We start from the raw sequence: 16379 nt of genomic DNA, 5'->3' as shown, positions 1-16379 counted from the left end.
ATTATGAAAATAGCCATTGTATGTTACCCAACTTTTGGCGGTAGTGGTGTTGTTGCTACCGAATTGGGCATTGCCTTATCCGAAAGAGGTCATGAAGTTCACTTTGTAACTTATAAACAACCAGTTCGATTAGAGCTACTTTCAAAAAAAATATTCTTTCACGAAGTGTCAGTACCAGACTATCCCTTGTTTCATTATCAACCTTACGAATTGGCACTTTCTAGTAAATTGGTCGATACGGTTAAGCTGCATAACATAGACTTATTACACGTACATTATGCTATTCCGCATGCTTATGCAGGATATATGGCTAAAAAAATGCTAGAAGAAGAAGGGATTTTCTTGCCTATGGTTACTACCTTACATGGTACAGATATAACCTTAGTAGGAAATCACGAGTTTTATAAACCTGCCGTTACATTCAGTATCAATAAAAGTGATGTGGTTACATCGGTTTCACAAAGCTTAAAAGACGATACTAACCGTCTTTTTACTGTTGAAGATGATATTAAGGTAGTTCCTAACTTTATAGATATAGCAAAGCATAACCCTTCATTTACCGATTGCCAACGAGAATTAATGGCAGAACCAGAAGAACGTATTATAACACACGTTAGTAACTTACGAACGGTAAAAAGAGTAGCCGATGTTATTGAGGTGTTTGACCGTATTCAGAAAGAAATTCCTGCGAAATTATTAATGGTTGGGGAAGGTCCCGAAAAAGAAGCTTGTGAAGAACTTTGTATTGAAAAAGGAATAAAAAATCAGGTCGTTTTCTTAGGTAATAGTAGTGAAGTAGGTAAAATTTTGTGTTTTAGCGACTTGTTTTTATTGCCTTCGGAAAAAGAAAGCTTTGGTCTGGCAGCTTTAGAAGCAATGGCCAGTGGTGTTCCTGTTATTTCAAGTAATGCCGGCGGACTTCCAGAGGTTAATAAAAATGGAGTGAGTGGTTATTTAAGTGACGTTGGTAACGTAGATGAAATGGCTAAAAATGCCGTCTCAATACTTTCTTCTGAAGAAACTCTTGCAAAATTTAAAAAACAGGCTCGAGAAACTGCCAAAACCTTCGATACTAAAAATATTGTACCTTTATACGAAGCAGTTTATGAGCAAGCTGTAAAAATGATCGTGTAAAGCACCCGCAGTCAATTGATTCATAAAAATCTATAGAGATGAAAATACTCTTACTATCTATTGTAATATTATTCTCTGCCTGTAAAGGTGGTCAATCACCTCAGGATGAAACATCTAATAATGTTCCTTTTCAAGTGTTGGTTTCGTCATCACAAAGTAACATTGAAGAACCACAGCGTAAAATCATTAAAGACCAAGAAGAGCTACAAACTCTTTTTGCTGAAATTAATAAAACTAGAAAACCAGGAATCCCCATACCTGAAGTTGATTTTAATAAAGAAATTTTAGCTTTTGTGAATCTTGGACAAACCTCTACAGGAGGTTTTACTGTTGCTGTAAAAAACATTGAAAAAACAGAAGATGAAGTGATTATTCATATTGGTGGCACTTCCCCTAAACCTAAAGATAATGTTACTATGGCGCTCACAACTCCTTTTACACTTGTGAAGCTCAACAAACAGAACTTACCAATAGTTTTTGACAAATAGTCATTTCGACTGGAAGAAAGCACGTCCTACTTAACACATTCTGTTAGTCGCAAATTGTTTGGTGTATTATGTTTTTTTATTTTGCTTTTAGCTTTCCTCTCAAGTGTAATTTTTCGTTGTACCTGTATCGGAATGACAAATTCACTAATAATAACGTTCAATAAATTCCATGGCATTACCGTGAAGCACACGTTCTACAATTGCTTCGCCGGTAATTCTATTAAAGTCCTTTAAATTGTTTCGATTTTTGGACATATATGTGTCGGCATGTTTAACTAGCTCATCAGCCAGGTCGCGAATGTTTTCAGCGGTCCAAATACCTTTTAAAGGGTTGATAATTCCATCAAAATCGCTACCAATACATTGTATGCCCCAACAGAACAAACCTTCTTTGTCCAAAACTTCAGCCACATGTTCCACTTGTCGCCAAACCAATAACGATTTTTTTTGAAGCTGTTTCCGTTTATTCGGTAAGTATATTTTAGATTCTTTAATCGCTTTGGGGCTTCCTATACGTCTTTCGTCTAACTGTATGCCAAAAATTCCATTGCTCCTTGCTATTCGTATAAATTCAGTATCAAAAAAATTAATATCTATTTGGTTGAAATATTCAGCTCGTTCCGGATAATCTGTTTTGTTTTTCTCTACTAAAGAGCGATATCCATTGGCTGCTCCGTGGCTAGCGATTACAGGTATATTTTCAGTGTTAAAAGTAGTGTCTAGCAAACCATAATATGTTTTCCGGGAATCCTCGCTCATATGTTTTACATCAATTGGAATACGCTTGCCATTGGTGTTGTCTAATAATAGCTCAATTACTTCAAAACCCAAAGGAGTAATACCTGTGTTGAGGCCTCGTTTTTGGTTATCCTCTAACGCCCCGATGCTAATACTTTTTGCATGTCCACACAATTCGTTATAAAAATGATGTGCCAAGGTAAGAAACAAAGGTCGATGTTCCCATTGCTTTACTTTTTTTACGTTTTCTTTTACTTCAGTAGGGTTTGCGGTATTTACATCCATCTTTAAACCTGTATTGAATGCATGCCCGCCTTCAATACTGATTATTATATTGATAATTTTTTTAGTATCGGTTTCTAGTTGCTTATTGGCTTCAATTTCTGTATAACTGTTCACAATTCGATAGGTATAGAAAATGCCATCAATTTTTTCAACTTGATTGTCCAATTGTAGGAGAAAGTTATATTCTGAAAGCAAATCTTCAAAATAATTGTTTTGGCTTAAAACATAATCAATCCGGCTTTGGCTAATACTGGCTGCGAGGTTTACCAAAACATCGGTCAAGCCTTTCCATCCCCATATTCTTCGGCTTAAAAAGTGTTTTTCAAAAGGGTAGAGGCTTACGATGACTGTTTTAGTCCGCGCTTTTGCCAAGGCAGTCATATCGGTTTGTGTAAACTTTGTAAGAGTGACAATACGGTTTATAAGCTTTTCAAAAAAGTTTGGCGGACTGTAATGCCAAATAGAGTTTTTCCGCCCAGAATTGAGTGGATTTTGCTTTTGCGGATTGTATTTAAAGCTTTTACTATAGGGTTTTAAGGAAGGATGGCAATGGATGTCTGTATAGTGAGTTTCCATGATTGGTTTGTATCGTGTTGTATTCCATAAAGTTACTTAACATATTCTAAAACAGAAAGGGGTTTTATCCTGAAATTTGACATAAAAAAACCCTCGCTACTAACAAGGGTTAAATTTTCTATGTTTTATGCTGTCTAGAATTGGTAGCGAACGCCCAAAGCAATGTCAAAATCTACATCGTCGTTGTAATCGCCAAAACCGAATTCTGGTCTAAAGTCTAAAGACAATAATAATGGAATATCAAAATTATACTCTATACCAATATCCCCTGCTATGAATAAGTAGGTTTCAGAATCATCAAATCTATCATCATTATCAAAAAAATCATCGTCATAATCTACACTAGCAATACCTGCACCAGGACCTGCATACCAGTTAAAACCACCGTCAATGTTCCATACCCATTGGTACAAACCAGTTAGTTTAAAGGCATCAAAATCATTATTGCTTCTCCAGCCTAAACCTAACTCCAAACGGTTGTTGTCGCTAAGCGCACGCTGGTAGTTAACTTCGGGTCCGAAACCATCACTACCACCAAGACGTAGACCAATTGCATTGTCGGCTATTTCTTGTGCATTAGCAGAAAAAGAAAAGGCTCCAATAGCTATTAAAATCAATACAAGTTTCTTCATAATTGTTGTTTTATAATGTTAATTAAACAAATGTAGGTTGATTAAGTGCACGTATGTGTTAACGCGTTCCTAACTTTAAAACCGTATTTTAGAAAGTTTTGTTAAAGAAGAAGAGGTTGTTTTTTTACATTTACAGAAACCTATGAAAAAAAAGCTTTCCCTTTTTAAAGATACTTTTGAAGGTGATTTCCATTTTGATAACCTTCATAAATTAATCTATGCCACCGATGCTTCGGTATATCGTAAGATTCCGCTAGCAGTAGCTTTTCCGAAGACGGAGCATGCCATTAAACAGTTAATTGAGTTTGCTCAAGAAAACAATACTTCGCTTATTCCACGAACAGCGGGAACTTCTTTGGCAGGGCAATGTGTGGGTGATGGAATTGTGGTAGATGTTTCTAAATATTTTACTAATATACTTTCAGTAGATACTCAAAATAAGACGGTAACCGTCCAGCCAGGCATTATTCGGGATGAATTGAACACTTATTTAAAACAATACGGTCTTTTTTTTGGTCCCAATACATCAACATCCAATCGATGCATGATCGGTGGAATGGTAGGTAATAATAGTAGCGGAACAACATCTATTCAATACGGGGTTACGCGTGATAAAGTGTTGCAGTTAAAAACAATTTTGGCAAATGGTGAAACGTCAGTTTTTAATTCAATATCTAAAGAGAGATTTCTTCAGAAAATAAAAGAAGATAGCTTTGAAGGAACTATTTATAAAACCCTTTATTCTGAATTAGCTTCGGAAGCAACTCGTGCGGAAATTAAACGACAATTCCCAAAGCCCGAAATACACCGTAGAAACACAGGCTATGCTGTTGATGGATTAATAGATACTGAAATATTTGATGAAACTTCTTCGGAAGAAATAAATCTCTGTAAAATACTCTGCGGAAGTGAAGGAACCCTCGCTTTTACGACTGAAATCACGCTTCAATTAGACGATTTGCCGCCCCAATATACTGCAATGGTGGTGTCGCAATACAACAGCCTTGAGAATTGCCTAAATGATGTTTCAGTGGCTATGCAGCACAACCTGCATACGTGCGAAATGATGGACGATGTTATTTTAAACTGTACCAAACACAGTAAAAAGTATGAACCCTATCGTTTTTTTGTAGAAGGAGAGCCTAAAGCCCTTTTGATGCTTGAGTTAAAAGCTGATACGGTTGAAGATCTTGAGCGGCAAACGAAAGCTTTGTTAAAATCTCTTTCAGGTTCAGGTTTAGGTTATACAATGCCTGTTTTAGAAGGGAAAGAAATAGGCATGGCGCTAGAACTCCGAAAAGCCGGACTTGGCTTGCTAGGGAATATGGTAGGCGATAAAAAAGCCGTGGCGTGTATTGAGGATACCGCAGTAGCGTTAGAGAATTTGCCCAATTATATAGCCGATTTTACAGCATTAATGCAGCAATATGACCAAAAAGCAGTGTATTATGCCCATGCTGGGGCGGGAGAGTTGCATTTACGGCCTATTTTAAATTTGAAGGATGGGGAAGGAGTTGCTTATTTTAGAAAGATTACGACCGATGTTGCTAAGTTGACCAAAAAGTACAAAGGCTCTTTTTCAGGCGAACATGGCGACGGAATTGTACGAGCCGAGTTTTTAGAAATGCTCATTGGTGAGCAAAATTTTTCTCTTCTGAAAAATATAAAAAACGCCTTCGATCCAAATAATATTTTCAATCCAGGGAAAATAACCGATGCCTGGAATATGGACGAATCACTTCGATATGAAATAGATAGAGAAGAACCAGAAATTGAAACGATTTTAGATTTTTCAGATAGTGAAGGTATTCTTCGTTTAGCTGAAAAGTGCAACGGGAGTGGTGATTGCCGTAAAACAGCCGAAACTGCTGGAGCGATGTGTCCCAGTTATCACGCGACTAAAAATGAAAAAGAAACCACAAGAGCCCGAGCTAATATGTTGCGCGAGGTCTTAACTAATAATACTTCTGCAAATAAATTTAACAGCGAGGAACTAAAAGAGGTTCTTGATCTTTGTATTAGTTGCAAAGCCTGCGGAAATGAATGCCCCAGTAATGTGGATATGGCCACAGCAAAAGCAGAGTTTTTATATCAATATAATAAAGCGAACGGTGTTTCACTATCCAATAAATTGTTTGCAAAAAGTAGCCGATTGAACAAAATGGGAGCACGGTTTCCGAAGCTAACAAATGCGGTTTATAAAAATGAATTTACTTCAAAAATAATAAAAAAAGTAAGTGGTGTGGCTTCGGAAAGAAGCTTACCCCTTGTTTCAAGTAAAAGTTTTAGTAAAATATTTCAATCAATAGAAAATCAATTAAATATAGATAATAAAGAAGTTATCTTGTTTGTGGATGAATTTAGTAATTACCTAGATGCTGAGATTGCTGAAGATGCGTATGATTTACTAACTGGATTAGGATATAAAGTGGCGGTTATTGATCATTTGGACAGTGCAAGAGCCTTGATAAGCAAAGGTTTTTTAAAAGAGGCAAAAGTTGAAGTGAATAAAAATATTGATTATTTAAAAAATGTTGTTTCAGAAGAAATACCAATGCTCGGTATTGAACCTTCAGCTATCTTAGGTTTTCGGGATGAATATCTTCGTTTGACTGATGATTTGGATTCGGCAAAAGAAATTTCAAAAAACAGCTTTTTAGTGGAAGAATTTCTAACTTCAGAAATTAAACTAGGGAATATAACCGCAGGTCAATTTACTTCCGAAGTCAAGAGTATTAAAATTCATAATCACTGTCATCAAAAGTCACTGAGTAACCAAAAAATCACATTCGATTTACTGAATTTGCCTAAAAACTATAAACCAACAATTATCACGTCGGGTTGTTGCGGCATGGCAGGTAGCTTTGGATATGAAAAAAAACATTACGAAGTAAGTATGCAAATTGGCGAGTTAAAGCTATTTCCTTCAGTTAGGAAAGCTACAAAAGACACCATTATTGCTGCTAATGGCACAAGCTGCAGACATCAAATAAAAGATGGAACAGGCGTGCAAGCCTTACATCCGGTTACTATATTAAAGCAAGCCCTTACTCATGAATAAAAGCTGATAGAAACTCAGGGTAGGCCTCTGTATCATCGTCGGTAATTTCATCTAGAACCGGTTTTAAAAACGGGTTCTTTTCACCGTGCTTGTATAACATCCAACGTTCGTTATTATACTCTAAAGCGGTTAAATTTTCAATCCAATCGCCGCTATTTAGATACGTACAACTCCCTTTACTGTTTGTCACTTTTTTTATGACAGGCTGGTGTATATGGCCACAAGCAACAAAATCGTACCCTTCATCGATGGCAAGATCGGTTGCAGTGGTTTCAAAATCACTTATAAACTTAATGGCACCTTTTACACTGTTTTTTATTTTTTTGGAAAGCGAATATTTGTCTTTACCAAATTTTGCCAAACAGTGATTTACAAAGCGGTTAAATAGGATTAGTAAATCGTATCCCCAACCACCTAATTTAGCAATCCATTTGGTGTGTTGAATAGAAGCATCGAATACATCACCGTGAAAAAACCAAGCCTTTTTTCCGTCGATATTTAAAATAAGCTTATCCAATATTTGAATGTTCCCCATCTTGGTGTCACTGAAGCGTCGTAACTTTTCATCGTGATTCCCTGTTAAATAATACACTTTGGTACCTTTTGTGGCTAAAGCAATTATTTTTTTAATAACCTGTAAATGGGCTTTTGGAAAATAGCGTTTTCTGAATTGCCAAATATCGATAATATCACCATTAAGAATTAATTTCTTAGGCTTTACAGAATTCAAATAGTGTAATACTTCCTTGGCGTGGCAGCCATACGTACCCAAATGAATGTCTGATAATACAACAATTTCTACTTTTCTTTTCAAGAGGTCAATTTGGGATACAAAGATTTTCAAATTTGTCAATATTCTCATTAAGACAAGGTTACCAATAGTTGGTGAAATGGTTATGCATTATAGCTTGTGTTTTTAAATTATTAAGAAGAACGTTTGTTTTTAAGTTTCAGTTGTAAGATTTACATTTGTTAAAAACATTTGAACCCATCCTTATGAAAAGAGTATTTTGCTTGTTATTTTTCAGTATATTGATCTATTCCTGTTCCTCTGATGAGGAAGCAATTAAAGAAGAGAAAGATATATCAAGAAAATTAATCGAAAGTCTTTCTTTTGATAATGAAACAAGTGTTGATAGTCTGTATTATAATGAAAGCAACAAACTAATTTTAAAAGAAGAATATATTGACATAGAACAATTAGACTATGCTACACATTACCAATACGATTCAGATGATAACTTGATAAAAACCTATAGAATTCATTCTACCTCTAATATTCCAATAGTAGAAGTTAATTACACTTATTATTCTAACGGTACTTTAAAATCTAGAAATTATATTGGCTATGATTTAAATTATACGGACCACTTTGAGTATGAATCTAATGTCATTATCCTCAACCGTAATCAAGGTAATGAAATTCGAATTAACCTAGATTCAGATAATAAAATATTGTCCGCTGAAAGAAAAGACATTAATAATGAATTCTATACTTTTAAAGAATATATTTATAAGGGCGAAAATATTACTGAAATTAATATTAATGAAAATTCTCAAAATATATCATATTCTTTTGAATATGATAATAAGAATAATCCATTTGTTGTGTTCGACCATAATTTGCCGAACAATTTGAGTATAAAAAAGATTGAGGCTGTTATTCTCAACTCTAATTACCCCTTTATTACAATTGGCGATGATGATAATTATTTTGGATTTTTAAACAAAAACAATGTTGTTTCTTGCTCGGGAAATAGTTCTAATAACTATAGTTATATTTATGATTCCGATAATTACCCTGAACAAATCAATTATAACTTTTTGTCCAATCCAGACTCTTTGATTATTACATATTATTAAAATAACGCTTGTAAACACCGTATAAAATTAATTGCTACTGCAAGTCTATTTTCAAAAATCTTCAGGGATTTTTTATTCGGTTTGTACTTGCAAAATTAGATGCTTAAAAGACACAATTAAATTTATACAAACACGCTAAAAACAGAATATGGCAGGCAATTCCTTCGGAAACATTTTTAAGCTTACCACTTTTGGCGAATCGCACGGCGAAGCCTTAGGCGGAATTATTGATGGATGCCCAGCAGGGTTATCAATAAATCTAGATGCTATTGAAGCAGAAATGCAACGGCGAAAACCGGGTCAATCTTCTATTGTTACACAACGAAAAGAACCTGATACTGTAAAATTTCTCAGTGGTATTTTTGAAGGAAAAACCACGGGAACACCTATTGGCTTTATTATTGAAAATACCAATCAGAAATCCAAAGACTACTCACATATAAAAGATACCTACCGGCCATCGCATGCAGATTATACCTATGATAAAAAGTATGGCAATCGTGATTATAGAGGAGGAGGACGTTCTTCAGCCAGAGAAACCGCATGTAGAGTGGCTGCTGGAGCAATAGCAAAGCAGCTTTTAAAAGATATTAAAATAACAGCCTATGTATCTGCTGTTGGCGAATTGTCTCTTCAGAAAAAATATTCAGAAGTCAACTTCAACGAAATAGAAAACAATCCTGTTCGCTGTGCAGATGCTGATATGGCTTCAAAAATGGAGACGTATATTAAAGAAATTAGAAAACAAGGCGATACCGTTGGAGGGCAGGTAACGTGTGTCATTGAGAATATTCCTGTTGGTCTAGGCGAGCCTGTTTTTGATAAACTACATGCTCAATTAGGTAAAGCGATGCTTTCCATAAATGCCGTGAAAGGTTTTGAATATGGAAGTGGCTTTGGAGGAACGAAAATGAAAGGAAGTGAACATAATGATTTGTTTAACAAAGACGGAAGCACCAAAACCAATTATAGTGGTGGTGTTCAAGGAGGAATAAGCAATGGCGAACCTATCTATTTCAATGTTGCTTTTAAACCTGTCGCCACAATTATGCAGAAACAGCAAACTATTAATAGTGAAGGAGAGCAGGTTAACATGCAGGGAAAAGGGCGTCACGATCCGTGTGTAGTACCTCGTGCAGTACCTATAGTAGAAGCGATGGCAGCATTAGTATTAGCAGATTTTTGGCTGCTGAACAAAGTCGCCAAACTCTAAAAGATTATCTGTATATTACGAAACATCAAAATAAAAGAACAATAGCATTACATATATGAAGAAACTGGCTTTACACTGGCAAATTTTATTAGGAATGGCGCTTGGGGTAGTTTTTGCCCTTTTATTAACCAATTTTGGCTGGGGACCTGGCTTTATTGAAGATTGGATAAAACCTTTCGGAACCATTTTTATAAATGCTTTAAAGTTAATAGCTGTACCATTAATACTTGCTTCACTAATTAAAGGTGTTTCCGACTTAAAAGATATTTCCAGTCTATCACAAATGGGGTTGCGTACCATTGTAACCTATGTAATTACAACTGTAATTGCCGTATCTATTGGCCTAGGGGTTGTTAATTTGGTAAAACCAGGAAAAACTATAACTGAAGAAACTCGTTCTGAATTAGTAGAAGCTTATGGGGGCGAAGCCGAAATGAAACGTCAAGATGCTCAGCGTCAAAAAGATGCGGGGCCTTTACAAGCTTTGGTAGATTTAGTGCCTGATAATATAATTGGGGCTTCTTCAAGTAACCGAAATATGCTTCAAGTAATCTTTTTTGCTATTTTCTTCGGAATTGGACTGATATTGATTCCCGAAAAAACAGCACAACCCGTAAAAGATTTTTTTGATGGCTTTAATGAAGTCATCCTCAAAATGATAGATCTTATTATGCTTGCCGCACCATATGGCGTATTTGCCTTATTGGCAGCTTTAGTAGTCGAAGCTCCAAGTGCTGACCTATTTGCTGCATTAGGAATGTACGCACTATGTGTAGTAGGAGGACTGGCTTTAATGATTGGTGTTTATATTCTATTAGTATGGATATTTACAAAACATACCCCAAAGAGCTTTCTCAACGGAATTGGCCCTGCTCAATTATTAGCATTTTCTACAAGTTCAAGTGCTGCAACTTTACCGGTTACTATGGAACGGGTAGAAGAGCATTTAGGAGTAAAGCGTGAGGTTACCAGTTTTGTGTTACCAATTGGTGCAACTATCAATATGGACGGAACTAGTTTATATCAAGCTGTGGCAGCAGTGTTTATAGCACAAGCATTTGGTATGGATCTCTCTTTTGGAACTCAGTTAGGGATTATTGCAACAGCCACGTTGGCTTCAATAGGTTCAGCAGCAGTTCCGGGTGCCGGGATGGTAATGTTGGTTATTGTATTGGCCCAAGCGGGCATCCCCGAAGCAGGATTAGCTTTAATCTTTGCCATTGACAGACCATTAGATATGTGCCGTACCACGGTAAATGTAACAGGTGATGCTGCCGTTTCTATGATGGTGGCAAAATCACAAGGAAAACTAGGAAATCCTATTGTAAAAGATTGGGATGATAATTATAAGAAATAGTTAAGAGATATTTTCTAAACATAATATTTAGATAATTTTTAAAAACGGGGATTGCTATACTTTAGCAGTCCCCGTTTTATTATAACAGACTTAACCTAGGCTAGTATTTAAACTAACTAAAGTAAAGTGTAAATGAAAAAATTAATTATTCTAAATGTAGTATTATTAATTGCACTACCAATTTATTCTCAAGTTGGTATTAATACAACTTCACCGAGTACTGCTTCAGTATTAGATGTAGAAAGTTCTAACGATGGAGTCAATTATGGCGGATTTCTTCCTCCTAGAGTAAATGCAGCTGGAAGAGCTGATATTGCTTTAAAGGCTACCGCTACAGATGATGGTTTATTAATTTTTTTTGAAGATACTCGCTGTTTGCAAACCTGGAATGGGGTTGAGAGTACTTGGGAAAACGTCTATTGTATGACGGGTCACTCTTCAGGCCCTATTTTATTAGGTATTCAAGACTTTGAAACAACGCCTGCAAGTCCAGTATTACCAATCTCAATTAATACTGCCGGAAGTTATCAAGCAGGTAATGGAACTAGTCCTAACACTAATACTTACATTGATGGTAGAAGCTATGGCGTTATTAATGGAGATGCAGATATAGATTTTGGTCCAGTAGACGCTTCATCTTATACAACAGCAAGTCTAAAATTTCGACTAGCATCTTTTTCTTTAAACTCCACTAGCAATGGAGCTGATGTTTCAGATTATGTTGATGTTTATATTAGTACAGATGGCGGAACTACTTTTTCTTATGAAATGGAGATAAATGGTAGTAGTAATGCTAAATATGATTTTTCAGCTACAGGGTCTAACTCAATTGCATATGATGGTAATAACTCCGCTATTTCTACAACGACACCTACGGGAAGTTCAGGTATCTCTTATGTAGAAATAACCGGAATACCAAACTCAATGAATTTAGTTGTAGGAATTGTTTTAAGTAATAATCACTCAAATGAATTATGGGTTATAGATAATGTAGAAATTTATGGAAATAATTAAAAAAAGTTTTATATTTGAATACTTCCCAGTAATTATTTATACCCAAAATCTTAAAAATTAGCCTAGTACATGCTATGATTCACTTTGAAAATCATAGTTATGAAAAAGTATTACTTAGTCACCATTTTTAGTTTTTTATTAAGCGTTGTATCCGCCCAAGTGGGTATTGGTACAACAAACCCATCGCCTACATCTATGCTTGAAGTAAGTAGTACCTCAGATGGAGGCACTGTTTATAAAGGTTTTATGCCACCACGGGTACCAAATGATGATGCAAGAGATGCTATAAACCCTGGTTATAGTGATTTTGGTCTTTTGGTTTTTGTTGAACAATCAGGTAGTTTACAAATATGGGATGGGGACTCTTGGGAGAATGTATGGAATGGAACTGTGGCGGCACCTGAAATTTGGATCAATGAAATACATTATGATAATAATGGTACAGATGCTAATGAAGCTATAGAAGTAGCAGGTACTTCAGGTGTTGATTTGTCAGATTATCAAATTGTACTTTATAATGGATCAAATGGAAACACATATGGTTCTAGTATATCACTTAGCGGGGTATTAATGGATCAAGCTAATGGATATGGGTTTCAATCATTTGCTTATAGCGGAATACAAAATGGAAACCCCGATGGAATTGCCTTAGTAAAAATATCTACAGGAAATGTAATTCAATTTTTAAGCTACGGGGGTACATTTACTGCTAATAATGGTCCTGCAGCTGGAAGAGCTTCTGTTGATATTGGTGTTTCTCAATATGGAGGAGCACCAGTTAGAACTTCTTTACAATTAATTGGAATAGGAAATGAATACATTGACTTTACTTGGGGTGAAGATATTAATGAAACTTTTGGGAGTGTTAACAACGGGCAGACTATAGATTAAAACCGTTATTCACTATCCTTTAACCTTTCTTTAAAAAAGCCTTTCAGGTTACTTCATAATTAGTATATTTAAAATACTAATTAAAACTGACCCTCATGAACGTTTGCTTTATCATGTACCCTTGGGATCAAATTGATCCTGAAAACGACTCTACCTTAGCGTTAATAAAAGAATTTGCCAAGCGAGGCCACGGCATAGTAACGACAACACCTGCAAACTTAACTATTAGAGATAGTGTGGCTTTTGCATTCTCGAGATGTTTAAAGCGACAAGAAAAATTGCCAAAAGGATTAAAAGGGTTTCATTCAAAAGCTGAGTTTTATGACGAAATGCTGCCTATGGCAGGTTTTGATGTAATCATCCTTCGTAGCAATCCTCCGCTAGATATGATTATGCTTAACTTTTTAGATTCTGTTAAGGACGATGTTTTTATTATGAACGATCTTGACGGTATCCGCCGTGCGAACAATAAATTGTACACGGCTGTCTTTGAGGATGAAAACAACGAAATGATTCCGCGAACTCATGTTACAAAAAACAAACAGTATTTAAAGAAAATAATTAAAGAAGGTCCCGATCGTATGATTTTAAAGCCTCTAAATGGTTTTGGTGGTTCCGGGGTAATATTAATTGAAAAAAGCGCGATGAAAAGTATCAACTCTTTGCTGGATTTTTATATTGATAATAAAGACGGGACTACAAATTATGTGATTTTACAGGATTATATTGAAGGAGCCGACCAAGGAGATGTTCGTATTTTATTGTTAAACGGCCAACCTATTGGTGCGATGCGTCGCGTACCGGGTGATGAGGACCATAGAAGTAATGTGAGTGCTGGAGGTAGTGTGCAAAAACATACCTTAAGTAAACAAGAAAAAGAGTTGTGCCGTCGTATTGGCCCAAAACTGGTAAAAGACGGACTTTATTTTGTAGGGATTGATGTTATTGGTGGTAAATTGGTAGAGGTAAATGTGATGTCGCCCGGAGGAATCACCTATATGAACAAAGTATACAAAAGCAAGATACAAGAAAAAATTATTGACTTTGTTGAAGATAAAGTAGTAGAACGAGTAAATGCCTTCGAACGTCGCCAAAAATTACGTAAACACGTAAGTGATGCCTAATGGAAAGATTAGCAGTTTCAGAAATTATTAAAAAAATTGAAGCGGAAGAGTCATTTGAAGCCGTGGCAGACAATTATTCTTTCACCTTAAAAATTGACGAATATGTACCCTACTTTTGTGGAGCGGTGCATGATGGACATCAATTTCGGAAAGAATTGTGGGAAAACTGTATTCATACTGAATTTGAACGTTGGTTTGAGGAAGATCCCTGTACTAAGGAGTTTGTAAAAACACATCCTATTGTAATTGCTGGTTGCGATAGTCGGTTTGAATATGACCTGAACCGCGATCCAGACAATGCAATATTCGATTTGGCTTGGGGAAAACAATTGTGGAAAGAACCATTAAGCCCTTCAGAAAAGAAACAAAGCCTTGAAAAGCATACCGCATTTTATTCGGTAGTTCATGCCTTGATTTCAAAACTAGAAGAAAAGTTTGGCTCTATTGTGGTGTATGATATGCACAGCTATAACTGGCGTCGTTGGGATAGGGAAGTGCCGGTAATTAATTTGGGGACTTCAAATATTGATAATGATCGTTTTGGCGAAATGGTGGAAAACTGGCGACAATCCCTATCAGAATTAAAACTTCCGCATGATATTAAAGCTACTTCAAAAATTAACGATACCTTCTTCGGAAATGGTTATTTTTTAAAATTTATCACCCAAAACTTTAAAAATACATTAGTTTTGGCGACTGAATTTAAGAAAATTTATTGTGACGAGCTGCGAGAAGTGATCTATCCTGAAATAGTTTCAGCCATTGAACAGCAACTTCAGCAAAAAGTTAAAGAGCACGCTGCATTGTTTTACAAGACGTTCAACAAATAACATGACACATATACAAGCTAACATAGATACCTATCCTAACTTATTTAGGATTGATTATAATTTGAACAAATTAGTTCAAAAAATTGAGGTGTTAAACTTTGTAAACCCTATAAATATAGAACAAGAAAAGCGCAACTTCTTTGCTTCAAAATACAATGTAAATCCTAACTTTAAGTATCGAAAACTTGATTTTAATGCACATAAGCTGCAACAAGAACTTTTTTCACAAGATATTGATAGTATCAAAGATGAAGAGACTCGTGCTTTTTATAGGGAAGTAATTTATGATTATTCGGGTTTAGTACAATGTGTAGAAACCGTTGGACAAAAGGAGAAATTTTACTTTAATTCATTAAAATCATTTGGGACACCTACAGAAAAAGATGTAGATAATGCACGTTTTATTCTTCATTTTGAAGATGAAGAATACAATCAAGAAATGATTCCTGTTTTTAATGCAAACGAAGCAGCCGATTATTTTGAAACGTTTACCAAACAGTATGATTTTCAATTCAACATTAAACTTTCCAATAAGATTTCAGCCGCTGCTATGGTTTTAAATAACAAGCAGACTTTAGTACTTAAAAAAAATCATCGCTTTAGCACCAACCAACTTAAAGTATTGGCTAATCACGAAATAGGTGTTCATCTAGTTACTACTTTTAATAGTCTAAATCAACCGCTTAAAATTTTCCATAATGGGTTTCCAAAAAATGTGGAAACGCAAGAAGGTTTGGCTGTTTTTAGTGAATATATGAGTGGATGTTTAACCCTATACCGCTTAAAAGAATTAAGCTACCGCGTATTGGCAACCGATAGTTTGCGAAGAGGTTTTAATTTTTGTGATACGTTCGATTTGTTACACAATCAATACAAACTAAATAGGGAAGAGGCCTATAATATAACCCTACGCGCCCATAGAGGTGGCGGTTTTACCAAAGATCATTTATATCTTACGGGTTTAAAGAAAGTGTATAATTTGTATCAAAAAGAAATATCGTTAGACAACCTTTTAGCTGGAAAAGTTACTTTAGAGAATGAATCTATAATTCAAAACTGGAAGCAGCAAGGGTTGGCCGAAAAAAATCGGTATAAAAACTTTGCCTTTGATAGTAACGAAAACACGAATTCCAAGCTTGATTTTATTCTTCAGAATTTGAAATAATACTACTT

At 35.5% G+C, this 16379-nt stretch carries 14 protein-coding genes; 11 read left to right on the top strand and 3 right to left on the bottom strand.

What is annotated here, in order from left to right; genetic code table 11:
* Nucleotides 1–3: 3 nt before the first annotated feature.
* Both bshA and AACZ92_RS08955 read left to right on the top strand, forming a co-directional pair.
* Nucleotides 4–1134 carry an N-acetyl-alpha-D-glucosaminyl L-malate synthase BshA gene (bshA, locus tag AACZ92_RS08960; RefSeq protein ID WP_339699995.1) on the top strand — a complete coding sequence of 377 codons (1131 nt, stop codon included), beginning with the start codon at nt 4–6 and terminating at the stop codon, nt 1132–1134.
* A gap of 38 nt (nt 1135–1172) precedes the next feature.
* Nucleotides 1173–1622, top strand: coding sequence for a protease complex subunit PrcB family protein (locus AACZ92_RS08955; protein WP_339699992.1), 450 nt, complete (start codon nt 1173–1175; stop codon nt 1620–1622).
* A 144-nt stretch (nt 1623–1766) separates the two neighbouring features.
* On the opposite strand, the gene AACZ92_RS08950 is transcribed toward AACZ92_RS08955, so the two are convergent.
* Nucleotides 1767–3221 (bottom strand): membrane dipeptidase, encoded by a 1455-nt coding sequence (locus AACZ92_RS08950; RefSeq protein ID WP_339699989.1) that lies wholly within the window; start codon nt 3219–3221, stop codon nt 1767–1769.
* A gap of 134 nt (nt 3222–3355) precedes the next feature.
* The gene (locus AACZ92_RS08945; RefSeq protein ID WP_339699986.1) at nt 3356–3853 is read right to left on the bottom strand and encodes a hypothetical protein; all 498 of its coding nucleotides are present in this window, start codon (nt 3851–3853) and stop codon (nt 3356–3358) included.
* Between the two features lie 142 nt (nt 3854–3995).
* On the opposite strand from AACZ92_RS08945, the gene AACZ92_RS08940 reads away from it, so the two are divergent.
* Nucleotides 3996–6914 (top strand): FAD-linked oxidase C-terminal domain-containing protein, encoded by a 2919-nt coding sequence (locus AACZ92_RS08940; RefSeq protein ID WP_339699983.1) that lies wholly within the window; start codon nt 3996–3998, stop codon nt 6912–6914.
* Here AACZ92_RS08940 and AACZ92_RS08935 read toward each other — a convergent pair.
* Nucleotides 6901–7776 carry a UDP-2,3-diacylglucosamine diphosphatase gene (locus tag AACZ92_RS08935; RefSeq protein WP_339699981.1) on the bottom strand — a complete coding sequence of 292 codons (876 nt, stop codon included), beginning with the start codon at nt 7774–7776 and terminating at the stop codon, nt 6901–6903. The genes AACZ92_RS08940 and AACZ92_RS08935 overlap by 14 nt on opposite strands.
* Nucleotides 7777–7910: 134 nt before the next feature.
* On the opposite strand from AACZ92_RS08935, the gene AACZ92_RS08930 reads away from it, so the two are divergent.
* The 8 genes from AACZ92_RS08930 (at nt 7911) to AACZ92_RS08895 (ending at nt 16371) form a co-directional block, all read left to right on the top strand.
* The gene (locus AACZ92_RS08930; protein ID WP_339699978.1) at nt 7911–8777 is read left to right on the top strand and encodes a hypothetical protein; all 867 of its coding nucleotides are present in this window, start codon (nt 7911–7913) and stop codon (nt 8775–8777) included.
* A gap of 148 nt (nt 8778–8925) precedes the next feature.
* Nucleotides 8926–9990: a chorismate synthase gene (aroC, locus tag AACZ92_RS08925; RefSeq protein ID WP_339699975.1), complete on the top strand. Its 1065-nt coding sequence runs from the start codon at nt 8926–8928 to the stop codon at nt 9988–9990.
* Nucleotides 9991–10045: 55 nt separating this feature from the next.
* A complete protein-coding gene (locus tag AACZ92_RS08920; RefSeq protein ID WP_339699972.1) occupies nt 10046–11347 on the top strand; it encodes a dicarboxylate/amino acid:cation symporter in 1302 nt (433 codons plus the stop codon).
* A gap of 132 nt (nt 11348–11479) precedes the next feature.
* On the top strand, nt 11480–12361 hold the full coding sequence (locus AACZ92_RS08915) for a hypothetical protein (RefSeq protein ID WP_339699969.1): 882 nt from the start codon (nt 11480–11482) through the stop codon (nt 12359–12361).
* A gap of 99 nt (nt 12362–12460) precedes the next feature.
* Complete coding sequence (locus AACZ92_RS08910) at nt 12461–13252, top strand: hypothetical protein (protein WP_339699966.1); 792 nt, start codon at nt 12461–12463, stop codon at nt 13250–13252.
* 95 nt (nt 13253–13347) lie between these two features.
* Nucleotides 13348–14376: a glutathione synthase gene (gshB, locus tag AACZ92_RS08905; RefSeq protein WP_339699963.1), complete on the top strand. Its 1029-nt coding sequence runs from the start codon at nt 13348–13350 to the stop codon at nt 14374–14376.
* A complete protein-coding gene (locus AACZ92_RS08900) occupies nt 14376–15206 on the top strand; it encodes an N-formylglutamate amidohydrolase (RefSeq protein WP_339699960.1) in 831 nt (276 codons plus the stop codon). Before gshB ends, AACZ92_RS08900 begins: the two co-directional genes overlap by 1 nt.
* 1 nt (nt 15207) lies before the next feature.
* Nucleotides 15208–16371 (top strand): flavohemoglobin expression-modulating QEGLA motif protein, encoded by a 1164-nt coding sequence (locus AACZ92_RS08895; RefSeq protein ID WP_339699957.1) that lies wholly within the window; start codon nt 15208–15210, stop codon nt 16369–16371.
* The last annotated feature ends 8 nt before the right edge of the window (nt 16372–16379 follow it).

Origin of the sequence: uncultured Marixanthomonas sp. (assembly GCF_963974425.1) — a bacterium.
In the GTDB taxonomy this organism is placed as follows: Bacteria; Bacteroidota; Bacteroidia; order Flavobacteriales; family Flavobacteriaceae; genus Marixanthomonas.
This window is presented reverse-complemented; position numbering and strand designations above follow the sequence as displayed.